At 62.8% G+C, this 23,439-nt stretch carries 26 protein-coding genes; 18 read left to right on the forward strand and 8 right to left on the reverse strand.

Annotated elements, in window-relative coordinates:
* Nucleotides 1-31 precede the first annotated feature (31 nt).
* Together Q0X18_RS03855 and Q0X18_RS03860 are read right to left on the reverse strand one after the other, a co-directional pair.
* On the reverse strand, nucleotides 32-436 hold the full coding sequence (locus tag Q0X18_RS03855) for a type II secretion system protein (protein ID WP_374707499.1): 405 nt from the start codon (nucleotides 434-436) through the stop codon (nucleotides 32-34).
* A gap of 17 nt (nucleotides 437-453) precedes the next feature.
* Entirely contained in the window at nucleotides 454-801 is a 348-nt protein-coding gene (locus Q0X18_RS03860; protein WP_297558796.1) for a type II secretion system protein, read from the reverse strand.
* A gap of 205 nt (nucleotides 802-1,006) precedes the next feature.
* Here Q0X18_RS03860 and Q0X18_RS03865 point away from each other — a divergent pair, with 205 nt between their 5' ends.
* Nucleotides 1,007-1,729, forward strand: a complete 723-nt coding sequence (locus Q0X18_RS03865; protein ID WP_297558798.1) for a tetratricopeptide repeat protein — start codon at nucleotides 1,007-1,009, stop codon at nucleotides 1,727-1,729.
* A gap of 8 nt (nucleotides 1,730-1,737) precedes the next feature.
* On the opposite strand, the gene Q0X18_RS03870 is transcribed toward Q0X18_RS03865, so the two are convergent.
* Nucleotides 1,738-2,517, reverse strand: coding sequence for a sulfite exporter TauE/SafE family protein (locus Q0X18_RS03870; RefSeq protein WP_297558800.1), 780 nt, complete (start codon nucleotides 2,515-2,517; stop codon nucleotides 1,738-1,740).
* A gap of 35 nt (nucleotides 2,518-2,552) precedes the next feature.
* Entirely contained in the window at nucleotides 2,553-3,545 is a 993-nt protein-coding gene (locus Q0X18_RS03875; RefSeq protein WP_297558803.1) for a dipeptidase, read from the reverse strand.
* A gap of 241 nt (nucleotides 3,546-3,786) precedes the next feature.
* Between Q0X18_RS03875 and Q0X18_RS03880 the strand changes: the two genes are divergently transcribed.
* Nucleotides 3,787-5,088: a deoxyribodipyrimidine photo-lyase gene (locus Q0X18_RS03880; protein ID WP_297558805.1), complete on the forward strand. Its 1,302-nt coding sequence runs from the start codon at nucleotides 3,787-3,789 to the stop codon at nucleotides 5,086-5,088.
* 106 nt (nucleotides 5,089-5,194) lie between these two features.
* Nucleotides 5,195-6,124: a DUF3800 domain-containing protein gene (locus Q0X18_RS03885; RefSeq protein ID WP_297558807.1), complete on the forward strand. Its 930-nt coding sequence runs from the start codon at nucleotides 5,195-5,197 to the stop codon at nucleotides 6,122-6,124.
* Between the two features lie 59 nt (nucleotides 6,125-6,183).
* Here Q0X18_RS03885 and Q0X18_RS03890 read toward each other — a convergent pair whose 3' ends face one another.
* Complete coding sequence (locus tag Q0X18_RS03890) at nucleotides 6,184-6,441, reverse strand: hypothetical protein (protein WP_297558809.1); 258 nt, start codon at nucleotides 6,439-6,441, stop codon at nucleotides 6,184-6,186.
* Between the two features lie 132 nt (nucleotides 6,442-6,573).
* Between Q0X18_RS03890 and Q0X18_RS03895 the strand changes: the two genes are divergently transcribed.
* From Q0X18_RS03895 to Q0X18_RS03940, 10 genes are all read left to right on the forward strand, one after another.
* Entirely contained in the window at nucleotides 6,574-6,819 is a 246-nt protein-coding gene (locus Q0X18_RS03895; protein WP_297558811.1) for a hypothetical protein, read from the forward strand.
* A complete protein-coding gene (locus tag Q0X18_RS03900) occupies nucleotides 6,816-6,971 on the forward strand; it encodes a DUF2256 domain-containing protein (RefSeq protein WP_297558816.1) in 156 nt (51 codons plus the stop codon). Before Q0X18_RS03895 ends, Q0X18_RS03900 begins: the two co-directional genes overlap by 4 nt.
* A complete protein-coding gene (locus Q0X18_RS03905) occupies nucleotides 6,968-7,336 on the forward strand; it encodes a hypothetical protein (RefSeq protein WP_297558819.1) in 369 nt (122 codons plus the stop codon). The genes Q0X18_RS03900 and Q0X18_RS03905 overlap by 4 nt, the downstream gene beginning before the upstream one ends.
* 130 nt (nucleotides 7,337-7,466) lie before the next feature.
* Entirely contained in the window at nucleotides 7,467-7,961 is a 495-nt protein-coding gene (locus Q0X18_RS03910) for a fasciclin domain-containing protein (RefSeq protein WP_297558822.1), read from the forward strand.
* Nucleotides 7,962-8,109: 148 nt separating this feature from the next.
* The gene (locus tag Q0X18_RS03915) at nucleotides 8,110-8,763 is read left to right on the forward strand and encodes a DUF4397 domain-containing protein (RefSeq protein WP_297558825.1); all 654 of its coding nucleotides are present in this window, start codon (nucleotides 8,110-8,112) and stop codon (nucleotides 8,761-8,763) included.
* Between the two features lie 91 nt (nucleotides 8,764-8,854).
* Nucleotides 8,855-10,144, forward strand: coding sequence for an alpha/beta hydrolase (locus tag Q0X18_RS03920; RefSeq protein ID WP_297558827.1), 1,290 nt, complete (start codon nucleotides 8,855-8,857; stop codon nucleotides 10,142-10,144).
* A gap of 434 nt (nucleotides 10,145-10,578) precedes the next feature.
* Complete coding sequence (locus tag Q0X18_RS03925; protein ID WP_297558829.1) at nucleotides 10,579-13,065, forward strand: bifunctional diguanylate cyclase/phosphodiesterase; 2,487 nt, start codon at nucleotides 10,579-10,581, stop codon at nucleotides 13,063-13,065.
* 152 nt (nucleotides 13,066-13,217) lie between these two features.
* The gene (locus tag Q0X18_RS03930) at nucleotides 13,218-13,850 is read left to right on the forward strand and encodes an SDR family NAD(P)-dependent oxidoreductase (RefSeq protein WP_297558832.1); all 633 of its coding nucleotides are present in this window, start codon (nucleotides 13,218-13,220) and stop codon (nucleotides 13,848-13,850) included.
* A 9-nt stretch (nucleotides 13,851-13,859) separates the two neighbouring features.
* Nucleotides 13,860-14,393 carry a YceI family protein gene (locus Q0X18_RS03935; RefSeq protein WP_297558835.1) on the forward strand — a complete coding sequence of 178 codons (534 nt, stop codon included), beginning with the start codon at nucleotides 13,860-13,862 and terminating at the stop codon, nucleotides 14,391-14,393.
* A 74-nt stretch (nucleotides 14,394-14,467) separates the two neighbouring features.
* A complete protein-coding gene (locus Q0X18_RS03940) occupies nucleotides 14,468-15,487 on the forward strand; it encodes a hypothetical protein (protein WP_297558838.1) in 1,020 nt (339 codons plus the stop codon).
* A gap of 77 nt (nucleotides 15,488-15,564) precedes the next feature.
* Here the strand turns inward: Q0X18_RS03940 and Q0X18_RS03945 are convergent, their stop codons facing one another.
* Nucleotides 15,565-16,908 carry an FAD-binding oxidoreductase gene (locus Q0X18_RS03945; protein ID WP_297558841.1) on the reverse strand — a complete coding sequence of 448 codons (1,344 nt, stop codon included), beginning with the start codon at nucleotides 16,906-16,908 and terminating at the stop codon, nucleotides 15,565-15,567.
* Between the two features lie 162 nt (nucleotides 16,909-17,070).
* Between Q0X18_RS03945 and Q0X18_RS03950 the strand changes: the two genes are divergently transcribed.
* The 3 genes from Q0X18_RS03950 to Q0X18_RS03960 all read left to right on the forward strand — a co-directional run bounded on the left by Q0X18_RS03950 (nucleotide 17,071) and on the right by Q0X18_RS03960 (nucleotide 19,228).
* Complete coding sequence (locus tag Q0X18_RS03950) at nucleotides 17,071-17,499, forward strand: hypothetical protein (RefSeq protein ID WP_297558844.1); 429 nt, start codon at nucleotides 17,071-17,073, stop codon at nucleotides 17,497-17,499.
* Between the two features lie 101 nt (nucleotides 17,500-17,600).
* Nucleotides 17,601-17,996, forward strand: coding sequence for a hypothetical protein (locus tag Q0X18_RS03955; protein ID WP_297558847.1), 396 nt, complete (start codon nucleotides 17,601-17,603; stop codon nucleotides 17,994-17,996).
* A gap of 134 nt (nucleotides 17,997-18,130) precedes the next feature.
* Nucleotides 18,131-19,228, forward strand: coding sequence for a glycosyltransferase (locus Q0X18_RS03960; RefSeq protein ID WP_297558850.1), 1,098 nt, complete (start codon nucleotides 18,131-18,133; stop codon nucleotides 19,226-19,228).
* Here Q0X18_RS03960 and Q0X18_RS03965 read toward each other — a convergent pair.
* Nucleotides 19,218-20,177, reverse strand: a complete 960-nt coding sequence (locus Q0X18_RS03965; RefSeq protein ID WP_297562970.1) for an aldo/keto reductase family protein — start codon at nucleotides 20,175-20,177, stop codon at nucleotides 19,218-19,220. The two genes, Q0X18_RS03960 and Q0X18_RS03965, sit on opposite strands and share 11 nt — an antisense overlap.
* A gap of 60 nt (nucleotides 20,178-20,237) precedes the next feature.
* Nucleotides 20,238-20,453, reverse strand: a complete 216-nt coding sequence (locus tag Q0X18_RS03970; protein ID WP_297558853.1) for a CDGSH iron-sulfur domain-containing protein — start codon at nucleotides 20,451-20,453, stop codon at nucleotides 20,238-20,240.
* A gap of 98 nt (nucleotides 20,454-20,551) precedes the next feature.
* On the opposite strand from Q0X18_RS03970, the gene Q0X18_RS03975 reads away from it, so the two are divergent.
* Together Q0X18_RS03975 and Q0X18_RS03980 are read left to right on the forward strand one after the other, a co-directional pair.
* Nucleotides 20,552-20,950 (forward strand): VOC family protein, encoded by a 399-nt coding sequence (locus Q0X18_RS03975; RefSeq protein WP_297558857.1) that lies wholly within the window; start codon nucleotides 20,552-20,554, stop codon nucleotides 20,948-20,950.
* Between the two features lie 95 nt (nucleotides 20,951-21,045).
* A complete protein-coding gene (locus Q0X18_RS03980) occupies nucleotides 21,046-23,385 on the forward strand; it encodes a penicillin acylase family protein (protein ID WP_297558860.1) in 2,340 nt (779 codons plus the stop codon).
* Nucleotides 23,386-23,439: the final 54 nt, after the last annotated feature.

The following is a 23,439-nucleotide window of genomic DNA, read 5'->3' on the forward strand; positions in this document are numbered from 1 at the left end:
TAAGAGGAGCATTCGTAGCTCAAACACTATTTCATGGAAGAGTGAAGGTTCGGCCAGCAGCACTGGATACAACTACCTGGGCAATGTTGCCACCTAGATCGCTTATCGTGCACGACTGCACCGTGTTTGCTCCAGGGCTTGTGATGACATAGCCTCCAGCTGAGTAGCCATTGGTACAATCGCCCGTGACCAAACTATTGTTTGTATCCTCGGCAAGGTAAGCATAGGCCGCTTTGTAGACGTTATGGCCGTAGGCTTGAGCAGCCCGATCAATGCTTAATCGGCGTGCCTGGATTAGATTGGGCAGCAGCACCGCAGCCAGAATGCCGATGATGGCAATTACGATCAAGAGCTCTATAAGGGTAAAACCCCTGCTCTGCATCGGCACCTCCCTGTCAAAACCAGGAGACCGAAACACTTCGATCTCCTGGCGCAAAGCATGAGGCTGAGGGGTTATTGACCGATGGTGTAGGTTTGGGAGTTGGCGCTGGTGACGGTTACACGGGGGGCGTTTGCAGTACCAGAAACGGTGCAGCTAGAAACGGTAGTGCCAGGGTCGGCTACAGAGTAGCTACCAGCCGAATAGCCATCGGTACAAGAGCCTGTGATCAGAGTGTTGTCAGGGTTTTCAGCTACGTAGGCCAGAGCTGCCTTGTAAACGTTCTGGCCGTAGGCCTGGGCAGCGCGGTCGGTGGCAGTGCGGCGGGCGTTGAGCAGGTTGGGGATCAGCACGGCGGCCAGGATGCCAATGATGGCGATCACAATCAGGAGCTCGATGAGGGTGAAACCGGATTTCTTCATGGTACTTCTCCTAAGGGTTCCGCACCGGGATATGGTATGGGTGCGGTATTGCGTAGTGCAGATAAAGCTTAGGGCCTCGAGGGAGCGGGCCTATTCCCGAACTCCAGGGTTTAGTATAGTCCGCGGTTTTGTAAGGCGTGTGGAATTTGACCCAACTCAAGGCCCGAAGCGTTACGTGAGCTAAAGGCTTGATAGATTGGTGCTTATGGAAGTTAATCGGCTCATCGAGTTGGGGCGCTACGAGGAGGCCCGTAGCCGCATCCTGGCGGGAGAAAAGGGCGATGCCGACGGGTTGGCGGTGCTGCTCGAGCTGCGCGACTGGCTGCGTCTGAAGGAATATGGCAGGGCCCTAAAGGTGCTCGAGCAGGACGGCGACCTGGTGCAGGGCTATCTGGATGTGGCGCAGGCCAGGGCGGCCATTCAGGCGTTCGAAGCCGAGGACGAGCAGCAGATCAGGGCCTACCTGACCGACCCCCATCTGGGGGCGGAGGCCTGGGCGGTGCTGGGGTTGGTGCGCATTTCGCACGGCGACCGCGCGCAGGCCCGGCAGGCTTTCGAGGCTGCGCTGCAGGCCGACCCCCGCCACTTTAGGGCCCAGACCAACCTGGCTAACCTGGCCCTCGAGGCCGGCCAGATTGATGAGGCTATCCGGCTATACCAAGAGGCGCTCAAACTGAACCCCGAGTACGCCCTGGCCCATCACAACCTGGGTGCGGCCTACCGCAAAAAAGGCCAGATCGACAAATCGGTCTACCACATCAAGCAGGGCCAGCGCCTACAGATGCGCCCCGCGACGCGCCCCCCACGTGCATCTGTACCGGGGGCCGCGCCCCCCCTGCCCGAGCGCAGGCCCTGGCTGGGGGGCCGCTGGTGGCTCTGGCTTCTAGTGCTGGGGCTGGCGCTCTGGCTTATAAGCCGCCAGCCCTGAGCAGGTGTTTAGGGCTCGAGGCTCGCTTCCTTGGGAGCAGGCTTGGATTTGGTGCCTACATAGCGTAGGGCCGTCCAGATGAGCACCACCGAAAAGGTGAGCCTGAGCCAGAACTCGGGGAGTTGATTGGCCACCAGGCCTCCCGCAAAAGCCCCGACCAAGATGCCTACTACCAGCCCCGGTACGTGGGCCTGGGCCAGGTTGCCATGGCGGTAGTGGGTGTACGACCCCACCAAGGCCGATGGCACCATAGCCAGCAGCGAGGTGCCCTGGGCGGTGTGCTGCTCGAGGCCCACCAGCAAAACCATAATCGGCACTGTAATGGTACCGCCACCCACGCCCAGCAAGCCCGAGGCAAAACCTGCGGCAGCCCCGGTAAAGACCAGGGGAATGATCCGAAGCCAGCCTTGCAGGGGCTCTTCCACGTGCGGAATGTAGGGCTTGAGGATCAGGCTCAGGGCCACCACCACCAGGTACCAGCCAAACACCCGCTTGAGCTTCCACTCCGGCAGCCGGTTGGCGAAGCGGGCTCCCCAGTTGGCCGTGAGCATGGCGCTGGGGAAGATGAGCAGGGCCGCCAGCCAGTCCACGGTACCCTGGGTGGCGTAGGTCAGGGCCCCTACCAAGCCGGTGAAGACCACCATCACCAGGCTGGTAGCCACGGCCTGGTGCTGGGATAGCTTGAGAAAGGCCGACATCAGCGGAACCGCTATAATGCCGCCCCCAAGCCCCACCAAGCCACCAAATGCTCCTGCCAACAGGCCGATCCACAGACTCGAGAGATTCACAGGCCAGTTATACCACGACCGGTGAAATTTTAGATTCAAAATATACCCTGCAGCCAGCGCAGCCAATTCTCCCCCAGCACACCGCTTTGGAAGGCTTCGGGAACCAGCGCGGCGATTTTTTGTAGATCGGCGGGTGTATCGAGGCCGTGGGGGTTCTCGTTCAGGCCAAAGCCGCCGTCGAAGTCGGAACCGAGGCCCACCCTGTCCCAGCCAATCAGGCTGGCGGTGTGGGTCATATGCTTACCGACAACATCCAATTTCACCCGTTCCATGCCGCGTTTCCAGGTGTGGTCGAGGAAAAACCCATACAGCACCGTGCCAATTACGCCGCCCCGCGCCCCAATGGCTCGGATCATGGCATCGCTCAAGTGGCGGTTGGAGAACTCGAGCCCCTCCCCCCCCAGCAGAGCCCGTGGATTGCTGTGGGTGGCGCAGACCGGGCCTTGGAAGACCTCCAAGGCCTCCCAGAAAGCCTGCTCGTCCATGTGGGAAAAGTCCAGGGCCAGCCCTTGCTCGTCCATGGCTTGCAACAGTTCCATCCCCAGCGCGCTCAGGCCGCCGGGCTCGCGGGTGCCGCCGCAGTAGCGGGTGCGGTTCCAGGCGGGGCCAATCAGCCGCACTCCCTGGGCCTTCCAGAAAGCCACCTCGCCGGGCTCGCGGACGCACTCGGCGCCTTCAATCAGAATGACCAGGGCTGTGACCCTGTCCTCGGGCCACAAGGCCAGATGCCGGGTCAGGTCGGCCTGGCTGCGCAGGATGCGCACCCAGCCCTGCTCTTCCCAGCGCAGGTACACCTCCAGTTGCCGGAGGGCCTGGGTGTGGGCGCTTTGGGGCTCTGGGTAGCGGCGGGGGTCTACCCACAGGGTGGCAAAGCAGACCCCAACCTTCCCTTCGCGCAGGGCCGGTAGGGTTACGACGGGTATATCGGTGTGGGTATCGCGCTGGCGTAGCTCTGAGAGCGGTAGGGTGAGGTCGCGCCCCAGGTCTACTACGTTGTGGGCGAGGTCGAGGTGGGCGTCTACGATCATGGGTTCAATACTAAAACAGGGGTGGCTGGTTGGCGCGGTTCTGGACAGAACTCGGCAATCCAAATATAGTCAGGAAACTGTGCTGAACTCGTTTTTTGCTGCCAGGACTGGCGGCAAAGGTAGAGACAATCGCGATGGGAAAGCATTTTTCGTTTTGAACTGCTCTGGATTCTGTAAAGCCATTGCCGGTTTGTAGGGCATGCTGGTGTGACAAAACCGGTTAGCCCTTAAAACCAGGCTTATGAACCTAGTCTGGCACCGCGCCGACCTTCGCTTGCACGACAACCCCGCCCTGGCCGAGGCCTTGCGAACCGGCCCTGCTGTGGGGCTGGTGGTTTTGGATCCCAATATTCTGCAAAACACCACCCCCCGGCGGCGGGCCTGGTTCTATCGGAACACCCTGGCCCTGCGCGAGGCCTATGCGGCGCGGGGGGGCCTCCTGCTGGTGCGCAGCGGCCTGCCCTGGGAGGTTTTGCCCCAGATAGTAACCGAGCTGGGCATTCAGCGGGTATTTGCCGTGCGGAACTCGACCCCCTATGCCCGGTTTCGTGACCAGAAGGTGGGGGAGGCGTTGCTGGGGCGCATCTGTTGGCTGCCGGGTCAGTACATCCACGAGCCGGGAAGCATCGTCAAGCCGAACGGGGGAGCCTACACGGTTTTTACGCCCTATTCCAGGCGCTGGTGGGCAGCCCCGGAGCCGGTTTTGCTCGAGGCCCCCGACCGCTTTCCACCCCTCCACCTGCCACCCGACTACAACCCAGGGCACCTTCCCCAGGAAACCTCGGACGTGCCCCTGCCACCCGCGGGCGAGGCGGCGGCCCTGGAGGCGCTCGAGGTCTTCTTGCGCGATAAACTGCCCCACTACCACCAGACCCGCGACGGGCTGGCCGGGGAGGGGGTCTCGAGGCTCTCCTACTACTTCACCCTGGGGGTTCTTTCGCCCCGGCTGGCCGCCCGTAAAGCCCTGCAGGTGGGGGGGGAGGGGGCCCGCAAATGGGTCAACGAGCTGTGCTGGCGCGACTTTAGCGGCGACCTGCTCTACCACCGCCCGCAGATGATGACCCAGGCCTTCGACCCGCGCTGGGAAGGCCTGCCCTGGAACGACGATAGCGGGTTGTTTGAGGCCTGGCTGCACGGCCAGACCGGCATCCCGGTGGTGGATGCCTGCATGCGTGAGCTACAGGCCACCGGCTTTCTGTCTAACCGGGGGCGCATGGTGGTGGCGCAGTTTGCGGTCAAGCTGGCTTTGCTACCCTGGCAGAAATGCGAGCGGGCCTTCCGCAACCTGCTCTTAGATGGCGACAACGCCTCCAACCTGCAGGGCTGGCACTGGGCGGGGGGGCTGGGGGTGGACGCGGCCCCCTACTTTCGGGTGTTCAACCTGATCACCCAGGCCGAGACCCACGACCCCCAGGGATTGTGGCTAAAGCGCTGGGTGCCCGAGTCGGGGGGCCGGGCCCAGCCCTACAAAACCCCGGTTATTGACCTGGACGCGGCCCGCAGGCGGTATCTGGCGGCTGCGGAGGGGATCGCCAAGGGCTAGGTGGTGGTCAAATGGGCTTATTCGGGTGGTGTCGGCAAATAACACCGACTGGTTTGTTGGGCTCCAGGGGATAGTTTGAGCGCTGAGACTCGATAAAATCTGAAACGTGCTACTATTTTTAGACGAGAGCGGAACCGACCATAAGGAGGCTCCCTACGAGGTATTAGCAGGTATTGCGGTTTCTGAGCGCAAAGCATGGTCGCTAATTGAAGCTATCCGCGAAGCCCAGCTCGAGACCTTTGGGGTCGAGCTGGTGGAGGTGTTGAAGGAGTTCAAGGGCAGTCAACTACTGCACCGTAAAAAGTTCCGCCTCGCATCGCAGTTGCCTGATATGGACTCCACAAGCCGCCGTGAACTGGCCTTGTCGCTGCTAGAGAAGGGCAAGCGCTCGAGGGAAACCGGTAGGCCCGAGCAGATTTCCCGCGCCGAACTCACTGCCTATGCTCAAGCCTCGCTGCACTATGCCATGACCCTGCTTGACTTGTGCGCTGATTACAAGGTTCGGGTTTTCGCTAGCATTATCGAGCCTTCCGCGCCCTTGCCCAGCGAACCCGTGTTGCGAAAAGATTTTGCCTACCTATTCGAGCGCTTCTATTATAGCCTCGGGGACGCAGCTCCCGCAGAACACGGCCTATTGGTCTTCGATGAACTCGACATAACCCAGTCGCGCCGGATCAATACTCAGATGCAACGCTACTTCCGCGACACCCGCAAGGGTCAGCAGCGGGCCAAGCGCATCTTGCCTGAGCCGTTTTTTGTTCATTCCGACCTAACCACCTTGGTACAAGTAGCCGATTTAGTAGCCTACTGCCTCAACTGGGGTTGGCGCTTAACAGGCAAAATGAACCATCCCACCCGCCCAGAACTTGAGCCTTACGGTCAAAAAGCGGCCAACCTTCAGTACAAAGGCAAACCCCGTAAAGCCAAGGATGGCAGATGCTATCCCGTATACGGTATTTGCTACCTAGATGACCTGCGGCCCCGCGGGGAGCGGGTCAGCCTCGAGCCAAGTTCAGTGTTGGGAGGGGAACCGTAACAAAAAGAAAAGGCAGTGCCAATGGCAAAGCCTCCAGTAAGCATTATGGCAGCAAACCACTATTCTGTCAAAGCTTTATGACCCTCCTCGATCCACCACACCCTGATTTCCCAGCAGGCATGGCCGATTGGGGCTTTGAGCGCCTGACCGTGCTTGGCAACCACGAGCTTCTCAGGCAGCCTTTGGTTGGGGTGGTTTCCTCCCGCCAATGCCCTGCCGGCTTGATTCTGGCTGCGCACGATTGGGCAAAAACTGCCCGAGAACAGAACCTTGCCTTGGTTGGAGGGTTTCATACGCATTTCGGTAGTATCGTTCACTTTGACAAGCCTAAACGATACTACCGAAATGCTTTTCTACTCCCTTTGGTCGGCTTGAATCCTTCACCTCTGACTGCGGCGGGCGGTGAAGGATTCAAGCGGAAACGGTATCACTCGCCTGTTGAGCAAGAGGTGTTGCGCCTGGGTACAGACTTAAAGAAAGCACTCGAGGCAGGGCGCTTGCTGCTGGTCTCACCCTTTGGCGTGGGGGTTCGGAGGGCCGACAGTCAGAGGGCCGAGCGGCGCAATCGGTTGGTGGTAGGGCTGGCCTCGAGGGTTCTGGTCATCCATGCGGCTCCGGGCAGTGCTACGGAGCGGCTTGTTCGAGAGATAAAGGCTTTGGGGAAACAGATGGAGGAACTCGAGGCTCTATCATGAGGCGTAAAGGCTTCAAATCCCACCTACCCACCCAACTCTGCCCCGTCTGCGGCCTGCCCTTCCAGCGGCGCAAGAAATGGGCCAGGAACTGGGATACGGTCAAGTACTGCTCCCAGCGCTGCAAGCGCCAGGCCGAAGGGAGGCTGGCGTGAGCGAACTGGCAGGGGAGCGGATCGCCCAGCAACTCATGCTGTGGGCGCTGGTGTGTCTAGCTGGTGCGATGTTTGGTCTGTGGCGCACTGGGCAGGTCTTCTGGAGGGCCTTCTGGTTCATGACCGGGGTCTGGGCGCTGGTCAACGCGGCCATCGCCTATGGGGGCTGGCTGGGGGCCGAGCCCGACCTAGCCAACCTTCGCCGCTTGCTCTGGATTAATGCCGGTCTGGATGTGCTGTACATTGCGGTAGGTTTGGGTTTATGGATGCGCCCAAGGCCGATGCTCAAAGGTTTTGGCCTTGCTATCGCAATCCAAGGCTTATTCTTATTTTTCTTTGACCTGTTGCACGCCCTACAAATCTAAACGTATCTTAGACAAATATTGTACTAATGCTGAACGAATATCCTTAGCCCCAAGGTTGAAGGGCAGAACCATTTGGCAATTGCCGCCATACTCCAAGTCTGCCGTTCAACTTTAGTAGAGGAGAGCATGTATGAAGCTAAGAACCCTGCTCGTGATCGGTAGCCTTGCCTTGGCCGCACTGGGCCTCACCCTGACCAACGCCCAGAGCACCACCCAGAACCAGACCATTGCCCAGATAGTGGCCACCAACCCCAACTTCAGCACCCTGCTGGCTGCGGTGCAGGCGGCGGGCCTGGTGGAGACCCTCTCAGGCCCGGGCCCCTTTACGGTATTCGCGCCCACCAACGAAGCCTTTGCCAAGATCCCCAAGGCCGACCTGGACAAGCTCCTGGCCGATAAAGCCGCCCTTACCAAGGTGCTGACCTACCACGTGGTGGCGGGGCGGGTGCCCTCGAGCCAGGTGGTCACGCTCAAGGAGGCCAAAACCGTGCAGGGCCAGAGCGTGACCATCGAGGTCAAGGATGGCAAGGTGATCCTGAACGGTAACTCGACCGTTACTGTGGTGGATATCCAGGCCAGCAACGGCATTATTCACGTGATTGATACGGTTTTGCTACCCAAATAGCAGAGCCGAATTTTTAGCCCCTGTCGCCTGGCAGGGGCTTTGTTTTTGTCCTGAGGTTGTTGGTTTGTAATCCAGATCGGTTTCCGAACCATCTGTCGCGGGATACCATGCCCTGGAAGAAAGTCCAGCAGGAAGGAAGGAGCAGGCTATGCTTTGGACAAGGTGGATTGCAGGCTTGGTGCTGGTACTTGGTTTTGTGCTGGCCCAGGGGGGTACAGCCTACGTGCGCTTTGCCCACCTGGTGCCCGATGCACCCGCGGTGGATATCGTCTCGGGGGGTAATAAGGTCTTCGAGGCTCAGGCCTTCAAAGATGTCACCTACTACGCCGAGGTGCCCGCTGGCAGCCTGACCCTGACCGTGCAGACCACCGGGCAGAACCCCGCCAAGGTGGCCGATGTGACCATCCGGGTGCAGGCGGGTAAGTACTACACGGTGATGGCCCTGGGCACGGCCTCCACCCTCCAGGCCCGCCTGGTCGAAGACCGCATCGCCCCCGCCGAGGGGGTGGCGAAGGTTCGTGTGATCCATGCCTCGCCGGACGCGCCCGCGGTGGATGTGGCCCTCAAGGGGGGGCCGGTGTTGTTCCGCAACCTGGCCTTCAACCAGCTCTCGGGCTATGGCATTGTTCCGGCGGGGGTGTACAACCTCGAGGTGCGCCCCACCGGCACCCGCACGGTTGCGCTGCCGCTCGAGGGGGTGGGGTTTGAGGGCGGCAAGGTCTACAGTGTGTTTGCGGTGGGCCTGCTGGCTGGAGAAACCCTCGAGGTCATCGTGGTGGAGGACAGCTTCGGCAGTCCATAGCTTCCTCAATATCTGACCGGGTGGGCTTCGGCCCACCTTTTTGTGTGCTCCGGCCATGTTACAAATCCCTGGCGGCAGCAGGATAAGAGCCATGCGTGCATGGATTCTGCTAATGATGGGGCTGCTGGGGTTGGGCCTGGCCCAGCCAGCCCGCTGGGAGGGCCAGCCCGAGTACCGGGCCATTCCGGGAGTCACGACTGCCGCCGGGGCGGCTCTGGACAGAAGCTACGTGCTGGTCTATCCGGCCCAGGGCACCCCACGCGGCACCTTGATCTTTGTTCCGGGTTTCTTGGGGGGCGCCACCAACTTTGATATTCTGGCCCGGCGATTGGTGCTGGCCGCGCCGGGCTGGGCAGTCTGGGCCTGGGATCGGCGGGCCAACGGCCTCGAGGATCGCCGGGGCTTCACCACGCCCGACCCCTGGGCCTACTACCAGAACTACCCACTGCCCGAGTTTCCCTTCCTCAAGGACTGGGGGCTGCGGGTACACCTGGAGGATCTCGAGCGGGTGGTGAACCAGGCCCGCTCGAGCGGCCCGGTGGTGCTGGCCGGGCATTCGCTGGGGGCCAGCCTGGCCTCGCTCTACGCCCTGTACCGGGGTGATACCATCCGCGGCCTGATTTTGCTCGACGGTGCACCCCGCCTGATTCCCCTCACACGCGAGCAGTATTTTGGCGGTACCGAAGGTGGGTTTGGCCGGCTGGCCGGGCTCAATGATCTGCTGGAAGGTAAAGCACCTCCCTACATCAACGCTTTCGGGCTGAACCCGGTGGGCTTTGCCCAGGCCGAGGCCCAGGCTTTCATGACCGCACAAGACCCCCAGGCCGACGCCCCTCCCGGCTGGGCGCCCTTCCGGGCCAGCCGGCTGGCCGCGGCCCTGTACCGTGTGGACGAGCGCTACGCCCTCTCGCCCATCTTTGCCGTCTCGGTGGGGCAGGCCACCGGGCGCGAGGGCATCAACCTGCTGAGCCTGGCGGTGGGCAGCCTGGTTTATACCATCCGGGGCCCGCGCGGTGGGCGGGTGGAGTGGCGCGACAGCGGCGAGGCCACCGACCCGCTGGAGTTCATAAACGCCTACGCCAACCCGGTTACGGGTTTCTCGGAGTGGTTTTTTCCCTACCGGCTTTCGCTCGATATCTCGGCCTATGACACCGCCATGCCCGAGCTCCAGCCGCGCGCGGTGCCGTATCCGGTGCTGGCCCTGGGCGCGGGGCGGGGTTTGCTGCCGCAGGTGAGCAATTTTCGCAGCGTGGGGGAGGTATTCCCCAGCACCAACCTGGACATTCGCATCCTGCCCGGCCTGACCCACCTGGACATCCTTACCAGCCGCAAGGGGGATGTGGTGGGCCCCATCGCCCAGTACCTGCAGGGGGTGCGCTAGCCAATGGACCCCAGAAGCTCGGTTCTTTGGCGCCATGCGCCACTTTGCCCGGGGCCTCGAGGTTGGGCTGTAGCTATATAACCTGGGACAAGCGCAACCCAAAAGAGCAGGCGTCCATCTGCCAGCAGGCCCAGCTTTTGCGCCGACGCATTGCCCAGGGTGAGGTTTAGATGGCAAAGGGCTCAACAAAAACTCAAGGCTCGTTACACACCGAGATTTCACAGTGGCGATCTTTGCCGGAAAAGCTGTTTTGGTCGGTATTTATGCACGTAACTATGGCAGGGCTCCCCGCGTGACCTTGGTGCCGGGTGTGATTAACGTTCCGAAGAGGGGCAATTGTGGGTAGAATCACTGAGTGCTAGAACGGCTTTGACAGGGCAAGCCCAAAGCGCACGTTCGGTTTGCATACGGGAGACGAAGACTTGTTCACACAGATGCTGACCTGGTTGAAGCTGCGCAGGCTCGAGCTGCTGCTGGGCCTGGGTTTCGTGCTGGTATATGCCCTGGCCTTTCCGCTCCTTTACCAGACCCTCAACCACGGTGCACTGCACCTGGCTTTGCCGGGGGTGGCCCTGCTGAGCTGGGGCCTGGGCCTGGGGGGGGCATTGGGGGTAGGCCTGGCGATGCCCTTTCTGCACCTGGGCCTGCTGCAAGCAACGGGCGTTCCGTGGGACTCGAGCCTGCGGGAAGTGATGCTGGTGATGGGGGCGGTGGGCCTGCTGACCTGTTTGGTGGTGGGCCTGTTTCGGTTTCAGTACGACCGCCGCTGGGCTGCTGAGGCGGCCATGCGGCAAAGCCGGGCCCAGGCCGAGGCGCGCAACCTCGAGCTGGCCCTCTTCTCCAAGGTGCGCGACGGGCTGGCCCGCGACCTCGAGCCGCTGGCCCTGATGCGCGGGGTGGTGGATGCTCTGCAGGAACACCCGCGCTTCGACAGCATTGCCGTCTATCGGCCCGAGGCTGCCTCTTTGCGGCTGCTCTGGGCTGGGGGCCGACAAACCCTGCCCGAACAGTTCGAGCCCACCCACGAGATCGTGCACCGGGCGGCCCACCTGGCCGAAACGGTGGTGATGTACAGCACCGAGGAGCGCAGCAAAGCCGGTCTGCTGGGCGAGCGCAGCCTGGTGGCGGTTCCGCTGCCGGTCAAGGGCAAGGTGGTGGGGGTGCTGGTGGTGGGCAGTGCCCATACCGACCTCGAGCCGCGCGACGTGCGTTTTCTGGAGGGGGTGGCGGGGCAGCTCAGCCTGGCTATTGACCGGGCCCAGGTCTACGAGGCCCTGCGCGAACAGGAGGCCATCTACCGCACCCTGATGGAGACCCTGCCCGATGCAGTCGCCCTCTACGACGGCTCCAGGCTGCTGTACCTCAACCCGGTGGGCCTGCGCGGGCTTGGTTACGAGCGCCTGGAGGAGGTGGTGGGCCAGCCCCTCACCAAATTTGTTCATCCCGACTCGCTGCCGCGCGTGGCGGAGCGGGTGCAGCGCATTCTGGGAGGGGAACGGGATCAACTCGAGGAAATTCGCTTGCTCACCCGGGATGGGCGAGAGCTCGAGGTCGAGGCCCAGGGGGTGCGGGTGCAGATCGCAGGCCACGAGCAGGTCTTGATCTCCATCCGCGATGTGGGCGAGCGCAAGCGCCAGCAGGCCCGCATCGAGTACCTGGCCTACCACGACCCCCTCACCGACCTCCCCAACCGCCGCAAGCTGTGGGAGGTGGCCGAGAGTATTTTTGTGGCCGACCGGCGCAAGCGCGAGACCCCGGCCCTGATCTACCTCGACCTCGACAACTTCAAGCTGGTCAACGATACCCTGGGCCACCAGGCGGGCGACGAACTCTTGCGCCAACTGGCCCAGCGCATCAGAGAGGTCTTGCGCCAGGACGACCTGCTAGCCCGCATGGGCGGGGACGAGTTCGCGGTACTGCTGCCCTCGGCGGATCACACCTCGGCCATGGCTGCCGCAAGGCGCATTGTCGAGGTGTTTGATTATCCCTTTTCGCTGGGCGAGCACGCCATTCACGCGCAGGCCAGCCTGGGGGTGGCGCTCTACCCCGAGCACGGCCAGACCCTGGATGAACTGGCCCGCGCCGCCGATGTGGCCATGTACCAGGCCAAGCAAGCCCAGACCCAGGTGGCCGTCTACGACCCTGCCCAGGACATCAACTCCATCGAGCGCCTGAAGACCATCCAGCAGTTGCGCAAAACCATCCAGCAGGGCCAGTTCCTCATTCAGTACCAGCCCATCCTGAACATCGCCGAGCGCTACATCAACAAGTGGGAAGCCCTGGTGCGCTGGGAGCACCCCACCCGCGGCCTGCTGCGCCCGGCTGAGTTTGTGCCGCTGGCCGAGGAGTCGGGCCTGATTGGCGAACTGGATCTGGCCGTGCTGAAACAGGCGGTGCAGGACCAGAAGCGGCTGGGTGGCGAGCTGACCATCAACTTTTCAGCCGTCACGCTGGCCCACCCCAACTGGGTGCGGGAGGTGGTGCGTGCGCTGGTGGACGAGGCCCTGCAGCCCAGCATGCTGTGGCTCGAGATCACCGAGTCGGCCCTGCTGCCCGAGCGGCAAAAATGGCTGGGGGGGCTGGTGGCGTTGCGCGGCCTGGGCGTGCGGGTGGCCCTGGACGATTTTGGCATGGGCTACTCCTCGCTGGCCCACCTCAAGCAGGTGCCGGTAGACCTAATCAAGATTGACAAAAGCTTTGTGGCAGAGATCGGCCAAAGCCAGACCTCGGAAGACATCCTGCGGGCCATGCTGCAACTGGCCAGCGCCTTTGGCCTCAAGACCCTGGCCGAGGGGGTGGAGAACCGAACCCAGCTCGAGTGGCTGGCCCGCCACGGCTGCCACTATGCCCAGGGCTACTACATCGGCCTGCCGGTCTCGGTGGAGCAGGCGGTTGAGGCTGCTTTTACCAAAGCCTACTGATCTGGAGAGTTTTGCTGGATCTTATTCAAACCCCACGCGCGGTTTCTTGTATGGGCCAGCCAATAAACCTTTACGGAGAAGAAGGTGTGGGGTTGCAAGGGATTTGCTTCTGCCTCACGGTGTTTGGCAGCAAACACACGTAACTTGAGGCCATGAATACCTTGCTGTTGGGCGCGACGGGGGGCATCGGGCAGGCTCTGGCGCGGGGACTGGCCGGGCGGGTGGGCCGGTTGTGGTTATCGGGCCGCAACGGCGCGGTTCTGGCCGCTCTGGCCCATGACCTGGGGGCCCTGGCCGTGCCCACCGAGCTGGCCCACGAGCTCGAGGTGCAGGCGCTGGCCCAGGAGGTAGGGCCGCTGGATCTGCTCATCTACGCGGCGGGGGCGGTGCAGAAAGCCAGCCTGCGCGAGCAGGGGATGGACGACCTCGAGCGCCTCTCCGCCGCCAACCTGACGGGCCTGGCCCTGGTGCTCAAATACGCCACCTTTAACCCGCAGGCACGGGGGGTGCTGCTGGGGGTTTACCCGGAGCTGATTGCCGTACCGGGTTTGTCGGGGTATGTGGCGACCAAGCTGGGGGCCGAGGGGCTTTTGAACGTGGCCCGCAAGGAATTCTGCCGCGAAGGGGTGCGCTTTTGCCTGGTGCGGCTGCCCGCGGTAGCCACCGGCCTCTGGGGCCCCCTGGGGGGTGCGCCCAAAAACGCCTTACATCCAGACGAGGCTGCGGCGCGTATCTTAGAGGGTGTCCTGAGCGAGCCTATGCCGGACGTGCTCGAGGTCAGGTAGGGGAGGAAGATGCGCAATTGGCTAGTGTTGCTCTGGCTGGCTTTGCTGGCGGGCGGTGCCCAGGCCCAGACCGGCCAGTTCACCATCGAGGGGCGCGTGACCTATGCAGCCAGCTACAACCTGGGCCGCTGGGAGGGCAGCAACACCAGTGTGCGCGGTACGGTGCGCTGGAACCCCCAGACCGGCGAGGCCTCGGGCCAGGTTTGCGTGGAGCTGGGCCGCTTCGATTCGGGCAACCCCTTGCGCGATGCCGACGCGCGGGGGGTCTTCGACGTCAACCGCTTTCCCCTGAGCTGCCTGGAGGTGGAGCGCCTGACCCAGACCGGCGAGGACGCCTTGCTGCTAGGAACGCTGGAAATTAGCGGAACCCGCCGCCCGGTGCGCATAGCCGGCAAACTCACCCACGAGGGCAGCGCCTACCGCTTTGTGGGGGGGTTCAACACCAGCTTCTCGGAATGGAGGCTGACCCCCCCAAGCCTGCTCTTTTTGCGGGTCAACGACCCGGTGGAGGTGCGCCTGGAGGCTCGAGCGCTCCCGCGTTAAGTAAAGCGAAGTTAAAGAACCTTCTGCACCTGGGGCAGGGGGGCCTTGATACCCTTAAAACCCGGAGGGATTCCATGCAGAAACGAACCGCCCTGCTCCCGGTTCTGCCCTGGTTGCTGCTGGCCTGCAACGCCCTCGAGGCCGCACCCCCCGTCGTACCCCCCGACCAACCCACACCCGTTGCGGGGCAGGCCTGCCCCGACTGGGTGCACAACCGCCACGTGGTCAAAGGCCCCGATGGCGAGCTGTACCCCACCTGGCACCCCCAGGTAGACCCCGAGTACGGGTGCTACTTCGACCACGACCACGGCGACGACCCCCGCACCAGCCTGGCCAACCCCGAGCTGCCCCCCTTTGGTTACGTGGGCAAGCTGGCGGGTATGCCGGAGGCCCACGAGGGTTTCAAGGTCTTCGTAGCCAACCGCGGCACCCGCAACGACGAAGACCGGGTGGCCCTGACCAGCACCCGCATCGTGGCCCACATGGGCACGGGTGGGGTGCGCCGCTACAGCGTGCGCCAGCACTCCTTAATGTTCGACCTGGTGGCCCCCAGCGGGCACCGGGTGAGTGTGCAGGGGATGGCCGACACCGGCCTGGTGGGCTCCATCTGCCAGCGCGACCTCACCCTGGGCGACGCTGACCCCAGCAACGACATTGGCCGCACCGTCATGACCCTTCCGGGAACCGGCTGCCATAGCAACAGCCCCGGCTCGCTCTACGAGATCTGGGCCTTCAAGCTCCGCCTGGCCGATATGGCCGAGGTGGTGGCCTCCACCGCCGTCTTCGACCCCATCACCACCATGAACCCTGCCAACCTCGCCGAGCTGCACTACACCGAGCAGGTCTTCAGCGGGTTTAGCGGGTTGCGCGGCTGCGACCGCGAGGCCTACCACGGCCCGATCTACTGGTACAACCGCAACGGTCCCGAGGTCTTCTACACCGATGCCTTTGGGCGGCCTGGTGGCCCCATCCGGCAGTTGGTCTCGCGCCACGATGATGTGGGCATCTGGATGTCGCAGCGTTCGGATGGCTTCCAGAACCAGTTCAAACTGATCAGCAAACACTGTGCGCCTGGGCTGGGGCTGAAAAACTAATCCAGGGGCTCCCGGCCTGATCCGGTGCTCTGGGCTGCTCGAAGCCGAGGCTTACGCAGGACAGGTGCGCCCCTGCGCTAGTCGAAGATTTTGCCGGGGTTGAGCAGGTTGTGGGGGTCGAAAAGCCGCTTGATCTGGCGCATCCAGCCCAGGGCCGGGCCGTGCTCCTTGGGCAGGTACTTCTTTTTGCGCAAGCCCACCCCGTGCTCGCCGGTGCAGGTGCCGCCCAGGGCCAGAGTGTGCTCTACCAGCCGAAGGGAGAACTCCTCGGCTCGCGGGTCGCCCGGCTCGCAGACCACCAGGGTGTGAAAGTTGCCGTCGCCCACGTGTCCCAGGATGTTTCCGGTCAGGCCCAGTTCGCGCAGCAAGCGGCTGGAATAGGCCACCAGATCGGGCATTTTGGAGATGGGCACGGCGGTGTCGGTGGAGAGGTACTCCTTGCCGGGAAACAGGTTGACCAGGGCCCAGTAGGCCTGGTGCCGGGCCTCCCACTGGGCAGTGCGCTCTTCCTGGGTGCGGGCGGCGTCTATGCTGATGGCCCCGGCCTCTCGCATGAGCTCGAGGGCCAGGTGGGACTCGGCCTCGAGGGCCGCGCGGGTGGAGGAGTGAAACTCCACGAACAGGACGGGTTTTTCTGGGTAGTTGCGGCCCAGGTAGCGGTTGATGGCTTTGATGCCGATCTCGTCCACCAGCTCGAGGCGGGCCACCGGTAGCCCGCTGACCATCACGGCGTAGGCGGCCTGGGCGGTGTCGGTCAGGTTTTCGAAGAAGACCCGCAGGGTGTGGATGTGTTCGGGGATGGGGTGCAGCTTCAGGGTGAGGCGGGTGATGATACCCAGGGTGCCCTCGGAGCCGATGAAGAGGTCTTTCAGGTCGTAGCCGGCGCTGGTCTTGCGCACCCCCCGGCCCAGCTCCAGCACCTCGCCATTGGCCAGCACAACCTGCAACGCCAGCACGTTCTGGCGCATGCCTCCATAGCGCACGGTGGTGGTGCCCGAGGCGTTGGTGGCGGCCATCCCGCCCAGCGAGGCGTCGGCACCGGGGTCTACCGGAAAGAACAGACCTGTGCCCTTGAGGGCTTCGTTCAGGGCCTTGCGGGTCACACCGGGCTCCACCACGGCCAAAAAGTCTTCGGGGCGAACCTCCAGCACCCGGTTCATGCGGGAGACATCCAACGAGAGCGCTTTCCCCTGCGGAATAACCTGGCCCTCGAGGCTGGTTCCGGCCCCAAAAGGCACTACGGGAATGCGATGTTCGCGGGCCCAGGCCAGAGTGGTTTGAATGTCGGGAAGATTTTCGGCGTAGACCACGGCAATAGGGGGGTGGTGTGTCGGATAGCTTTCATCTTTGCTGTGGGCTTCCAGGTCGGCGGGGGCGGTGCTAACCTTTAGGGGCAAGAGGTGTTGCAAGCTTTCCACCATGGCTCTAGCCTAACCGAACCAGACCGATGGTGAACACGTGACTTGGAGCCCTCGAGCGGGGTGATATTTGAACCATTAGAGAAGACTTAAGCGTTACGCCGATGGGTTTGGTGACGGATGCGCCCAAAGACTTGGCATTAACTGCTACCCTTGCTCGTAGTGATGAGCGCTTTGACGAACACACACCAACCTACTGCACGTGAGAACCTACAACAACTGCTGCGCGAAGCCTGGCACAAGCTTGCACTGCAACCCCTGGAGTCAACGGCCCCGGCGCGACGCGCCGAGCACTTGGCCCGCTGCGCAGGGGAGAACCGGGCCTGGGCCCAGAGCCTGTTTGTATGGGGGGTAGCCAGTTTATATGAGGGGGGAACCCACGAAGCCATCACGCTGTTGTCGAGGGCCCTGGCTGTTTACCGATTTCTGGGCGATGAAGAAGGCCAGTGGTCTTGCCTTAAGGCCATTGCCCTGGCCTGGAGCCATGCTGGGGACACAACCCAGGCCCTCGAGACCCACGCGGCTGCCAACAGCTTTAAGCGTCAGGCAGAGTTTTCAGCCCGAGCAAACTGGCTGCGCTGGTTTACCGATTGACGCTGGCTGCCCCGGACTGTCAAGGCCAAACTTCTCTTTTTGCCGTCTGGGACGGTTTATTTGCGCTTGACCAGAACGCCTGTTTTGGTGCAAGCTAAAGTATGGCAAGCCTTAGACGGGAAGTGTGGCAAGACGTAGAGGTGAACCTGGAGCTTTCGCTCGAGTTCGACCCTGAGGAGTTTTTGCGGCGCTACCCAGGGCTCTCGCTGGTGCTGGCCGAGCTGCTGGTGGGGCCGCCGCGGCGCTGGCGCGACCCCGCCGAACTGCTGCCCTATGCCGGTTGCAAGAGCCTCGAGGCCAAGCTGCCGCGCCTGCGCTTCAGCCCGCTGGAGACCCGCTCGCTGGGTCAGGCCCTCGACAAGCTGTTCACGGCGATTGAGTTCAGCATTGTGGGGCATAAGGTGATGGCAGTACCGCCGCCCAGCCGGTTTATCGAGCTGCCCGAGGGTTGGCGGGCTCGGAGCGGGGTCTGGCTCTGCCACCGGCCACTGGCTTAGATGCCCAGACCGATTTGACCCATACCTAGCCGGAACGACTGATTGGATAACGCTCCAAATTCTATTGGGCCATATTCGCCATCTGTCCAAAAATGCCCTAAGCTGGAGTGGCGTAGCCGGATGCTGCGCGGGTTATGCCGCAACGAATTTTGCTGGTTTACACAAAGGCAGGGGGTGGGCACTTTGCCCTGGCGAAAAATCTACACAAACTGCTGACCGAGCTCGAGCCCGAGTCCGAGGTTCGCCTGTTCAATTTTTTCGATGTGGGGCCGCGCTGGATTGCCCAGGCCATTCAGGATGGCTACAACTTTGCCGTCAACAAGCAGCGCTGGCTCTTTACGGTCTTTCAGGCGTTTTATCAAACCCGCCCGGCCATTCAGTCCTTTGCGCGGGTGCTGGGGATGCGCCTGGCGCCGGCCATCAACGAGTACCTCGAGGAATTTCGTCCCGATAAAATCATCTACTGCTACCCGGTGAACCACGGCTTTCGCCGGCTGCCCTACGTGCGCAAGCACAAGCCCAAAACCCTCACCGTAGTAAGCGATATTTTTAGCCCGCACCTGTACTGGTTCATAGACACCAAAGACCAGTACGTGGTGGCCAGCCCCGAAGCCTACAGCATCGCGCGGCGTTACCGGGTGCCCCCGGAAAACCTGCACTTCTTCCAGACCCTCATAGACCCCAAGTACAACAAGCCCCTCGAGCCCGCCCAGGTAGCCCGGCTGCGCGAGGAATGGGGCCTGGTTCATCCCTACACCGTGCTGGTGACGGGGGGTGGGGCCGGCCTAAAAATTAGCTTCAAGCTGGTGCGCGAGCTGATCAAAATCGAGGGCATCAACGTGGTGGTGGTGTGTGGGTATAACCAGAAGCTTTACCGGCAGCTCGAGGCTTTCAAGCAAAAGCACCGGCTATCTAACCTGATTCTGTTCGGCTTCACTCAGCAGATGTACGAACTGATTAATGTCTCCGACGTGGTGGTTTCCAAAGCCGGCCCTGCGACCATCGCCGAGGTGCTCTCCCAGCACAAAGACCTGATCGTCTGCGATTATGTATGGCCGCAAGAGTACGGCAACGTCGAGCTAATCCGGCACGAGAAGCTGGGGTATTACATCCGGCAGCCCCGCAAAATTGCCGACAAAATCCGGGAACTCAAAGACCGGCCCCCCGAGCGCAAAACCCTCAACCTGCAAAACGACATCGTGCGGCTGGCCGAGTATATCCTCAGGCTTTAGGCTTTTCGCCCAGAATCTTTTCGATTTTGTCCAGCGCTTCCTGGGGCAGGTCGACTCCGGCGGCGCCCAGGCTCTCCTCGAGCTGCTCGGGCTTGGTTGCGCCAGTAATGGCGCTGCTCACCCCTTTTTGCCGCAAGACCCAGGCCAGGGCCAGTTGGGTGCGGGTGAGGCCCAGCTCGCTGGCTACTTTCTTGAGGGCCTTGACCTTCTTGACGTTTTCCTCGGTCAGGAAGCGGTTGCCGAACTGCGGGTAGCGCTCGAAGCGGCTGTCTTTGGGGACGCCCTTGTCGTAGCGCCCGGTGAGCATACCCATAGCCAGCGGGCTCCAGACCACCATACCCATCCCGAAGCGCTCGGTCTCGGGCAGGATTTCCTGCTCCACCCGCTCGCGGTAGAGCATCGAGTACTGCGGCTGCTCCACTACGGGCGGGTGCAGGCCGTTGTTGCGGGCAAACTGCACGGCCTCCACGATGCGGGCCGCCGGCCACTCGGAAGTACCCCAGTACAGCACCAGGCCCCGGTCTACCAGGTTGCTCATGGTGCTGACGATTTCCTCCATGGGCACCTCGGGGTCGTAGCGGTGGCAGAAGTACAGGTCGAGGTAGTCGGTGCCCATGCGCTTCAGGCTTCGCTCGAGGCTTTCCCGCACGTGCTTGCGCGAGAGGCCCCGGCCGTTGGCGTCGTCGCTGGTAGGCCAGAAAACCTTGCTAGACAGCACCAGCTCGTGGCGGGGGAACTGCTCCAGCAGGGCCTTGCTCATCAGCTCTTCAGCCAGCCCTTTGGCGTAGACGTCGGCGTTGTCGAAAAAGTTAATCCCGCCCTCGTAGGCGATGCGGGTGATGGCCTTGATGTGCTCGAGGTCCTGCACCGCGTCGCCGTAGGTGACCCAGGCCCCCAGCGAAATTTCCGAAACCTTCAAGCCCCACTGACCAAGTTTGCGATAGCGCATGGGCATAGTAACCTCCGCCCGCCATCTTATCGCGGGTCACACCGGTGATTGGGATTTGGGTTACCTCGGCTCCTCGAGCTCGATGACCGCCGCCGGGGCCACGAAGCCCACCGACTTGTGGGTGCCGTCGCAGAAGGGCTTATTGCCCGAGTGCCCACAGCGGCACAGCGAGACCCTGGGCTTCTCGATGACCACCTCCTGGTCCCCCTGACGGAAGACGTACCTGCCGCCGGTTTCGATGCCGATGGAGCCATTCTCGCGAAACTCGATTTTCATGGATGCAATTCTAACCGTGTCTACTGTGTGGTAGAAATGGGGTAGCAGCACACCGCCTGGGTTTGACCTGGAGGCGCAGGCATTCCAGAATACTCTGGATGTATACCACCCGCCTGGCTTACGTACACCTGACCGTGCGGCACCTCGAGGCCGCCGTTACCTTTTACACCCGTTTCCTGGACTTGCAGCTCTCCGAACGTTTTGGCAAAACCGCCCTGCTGGTCTCCTCGGAGAACGATGCCCACTTCGAGCTGGCCCTTAGCGAAGGCACGCCATCGGGCTCGGTGGTGCTGGGGTTTGCCATTCTGTCCGAAGAGGACTTCCGAGCGGCCCAGGATTTTGTGCGGCTCGAGGGGGTGCCCTTCCGGCTGGAGGATCGCGGGATCGCCTGGGTGCTGGGCCTGCAAGACCCCGATGGCAACACGGTAGAACTGTTCCTGGATCGCCGCGCATCGGGGGGGCGGGCCTTCTGGCGGGGCGAGAGCGCCCCTCTCTGATTGTTTCGTCGCCCGGGCGTTTTTCTGGGATGCACGCTGGCATAGGGTGCGCCACCAACTGTGGCTTTATACTGGGGCCAAAGCAAGGAGGAAGTGTGCGCATACTGCGTTTTCTGGGGCGTTTGTTGTTGTTGCTGATTGGACTGGCGCTGGTTCTGGCTGTGGGGGGTTGGTTCTGGTTGCGGGCGGCCACCATTCCGCAGCACACGGGGCGGCTGGCCCTTAAGGGTCTCTCGGCGCCGGTGGAGATGAGCCGCACTGCCGAGGGCATACTGCACATCAAAGCCCAGACCGACGAGGACGCGTTCTTCGCCCTGGGTGTAGCCCACGCCCAGGATCGCCTGTGGCAGATGGAGTTCCAGCGCCGGGTGGGGGCCGGGCGGCTTTCCGAGGTGATTGGGAAGGCCACCCTGGAGCAAGACCGCTTCCTGCGCACCTGGGGCTTCTACCGCGCTGCTGAACAAGCCTATGAGGGCCTATCGCCCTATGCCAGGTCGGCAGTGGACGCCTACGTGGCGGGCATCAACGCCTACCTGGCCACCAACCCGCCCCTGCCGCTCGAGTTCCGCCTGCTGGGTTTCAGGCCCGAGCCCTGGAAGCCCGCGGATGTGCTGGTCTGGGCCAAGATGATGTCCTACGACCTTTCGGGCAACTGGCGCAGCGAGCTGCAGCGCCTGCAGTGGGCGGCCAAAGGCATGCCCGTGGCGCGCATGATGCAGCTCAAGCCCCCTTACCCCGCCGATGCGCCCACCGTGCTGCAGGCCGAGGATTTACAACTCCCTCCGCCAGCAAAGCCGGATGGGGAGTCGGCCCGTTCCCTCCTCAGCCTGGCATCCCGGCTGCCCCAGGCTCTGCACCTGCCGGGGGAGCTAATGGCCCGGGCCTCCAACAACTGGGTGATTGGCCCCGCGCGCACCGTGAGTGGAAAACCCCTGCTGGCCAACGACCCCCACCTGGGGCTGGGTGCGCCCTCGGTGTGGTATCTGGTGCATATCGAAGCCCCCACCTACAGGGCCATCGGTAGCAGCTTTCCGGGGCTTCCGGCGGTGGTGATTGGCCGCAACGAGCGCATCGGCTGGGGGGTGACGACAGTTGGGGCCGATGTGCAGGATCTGTACATCCTGGAGGAAGTTCCAGGTGGCTACCGCTACAAGGGACAGACGGAGCCCTGGCGCACCCGCACCGAGGTGATCAAGGTCAAAGGCGAACCCGACGTGACCCTCGAGGTGCGGGAAAGCCGCTACGGGCCGGTGATCAACGATGTGGTCAGGAACCCCGGCGCCAAGCCGCTTTCGTTGCGCTGGACCAGCCTCGACCCCACCGACCGCACCATGGAGGCCTTCCTGGGGATCGCCCGCGCGCAGAACTGGGAAGAGTTCAAGGCTGCCTTAGCCCTCTACAACGCGCCCAGCCAGAACTTTGTTTATGCCGATGTGGACGGCAATATCGGCTATATGGCTCCAGCCCGCTTCCCCATCCGCCGGCCCGGCCACTCGGGCCTGATGCCGGTGCCGGGCGACGGCAACTGGGACTGGCAGGGCTACCTGCCCCAGGATCAGTGGCCGCAAGTCTATAACCCCAAAGAGGGCTTTATCGTCACCGCCAACAACAAGGTGACCGCCCCCAATTACCCGCACACCATCTCGCTGGAGTGGGAGGAACCCTACCGGGCCCAGCGCATCCGCGAGCTGATACTGGCCAAGGAAAAACTCTCCCTGGAAGACATGGTCGCCATGCAGCAGGACATTACCAGCCTCTTGTACCGGGAGTTTAAGCCGGTTTTGGAGCTGCTCAACCCACTCTCGGAGAACGCGCGCCAGTGGAAGGCCCGTTTGCTGGCCTGGGATGGGGTGATGCGGGCCGAGCAGGTCGAGCCCACGGTCTTCCAGGCCTGGTACACCGAGCTGACCCGCTTGCCCAGCAAAGAGGTGGAGCAGGAGTTCTGGGAGCAGCCCCGCTACCTGCTGGCCGCCATGCGCCAGGGCGACCCGGCCTGCCAGACGCCCGATACCCAGACCTGCCTGGAATTTGCTGCCCTCGCCCTCGATAAGGCCCTCGACCGCTTCAGCAACAACCCCCCGCGCTGGGGCGAGGTGCACCGGGCCACCTTCCCCCACGCCATTCTGACCAACGTCTCGCCGCTCAACCGCCTCTCCGACCGGGCCGTGCCCCACGGGGGCGACCGCTACACCCTGAACCGGGCCTCCTACGACCCCAGCACCTTCCGCATGACGGTGGGGAGCAGCTACCGGCACATTCTGGATTTTGCCGATCTGGAGAACTCGAGGTTCATTCACCCCATGGGCCAGTCCGGTGCGCTTTTGTCGGGCGGATACGACAACCTACTGGCTAAATGGGCGGGGGGGCAGTACCTGCCCATGCGGATGGGGGAGACCAGCTTCAGGACGCGCCAGACCCTCGAGCCCCTACGCTAGGGCGGCACGGTTCAGGGCTTGACGTGCTGTCGCTCGAGTTTTAGTGTACTAGAT

The sequence above is a fragment of the Meiothermus sp. genome (assembly GCF_026004075.1).
In the GTDB taxonomy this organism is placed as follows: Bacteria; Deinococcota; Deinococci; order Deinococcales; family Thermaceae; genus Meiothermus.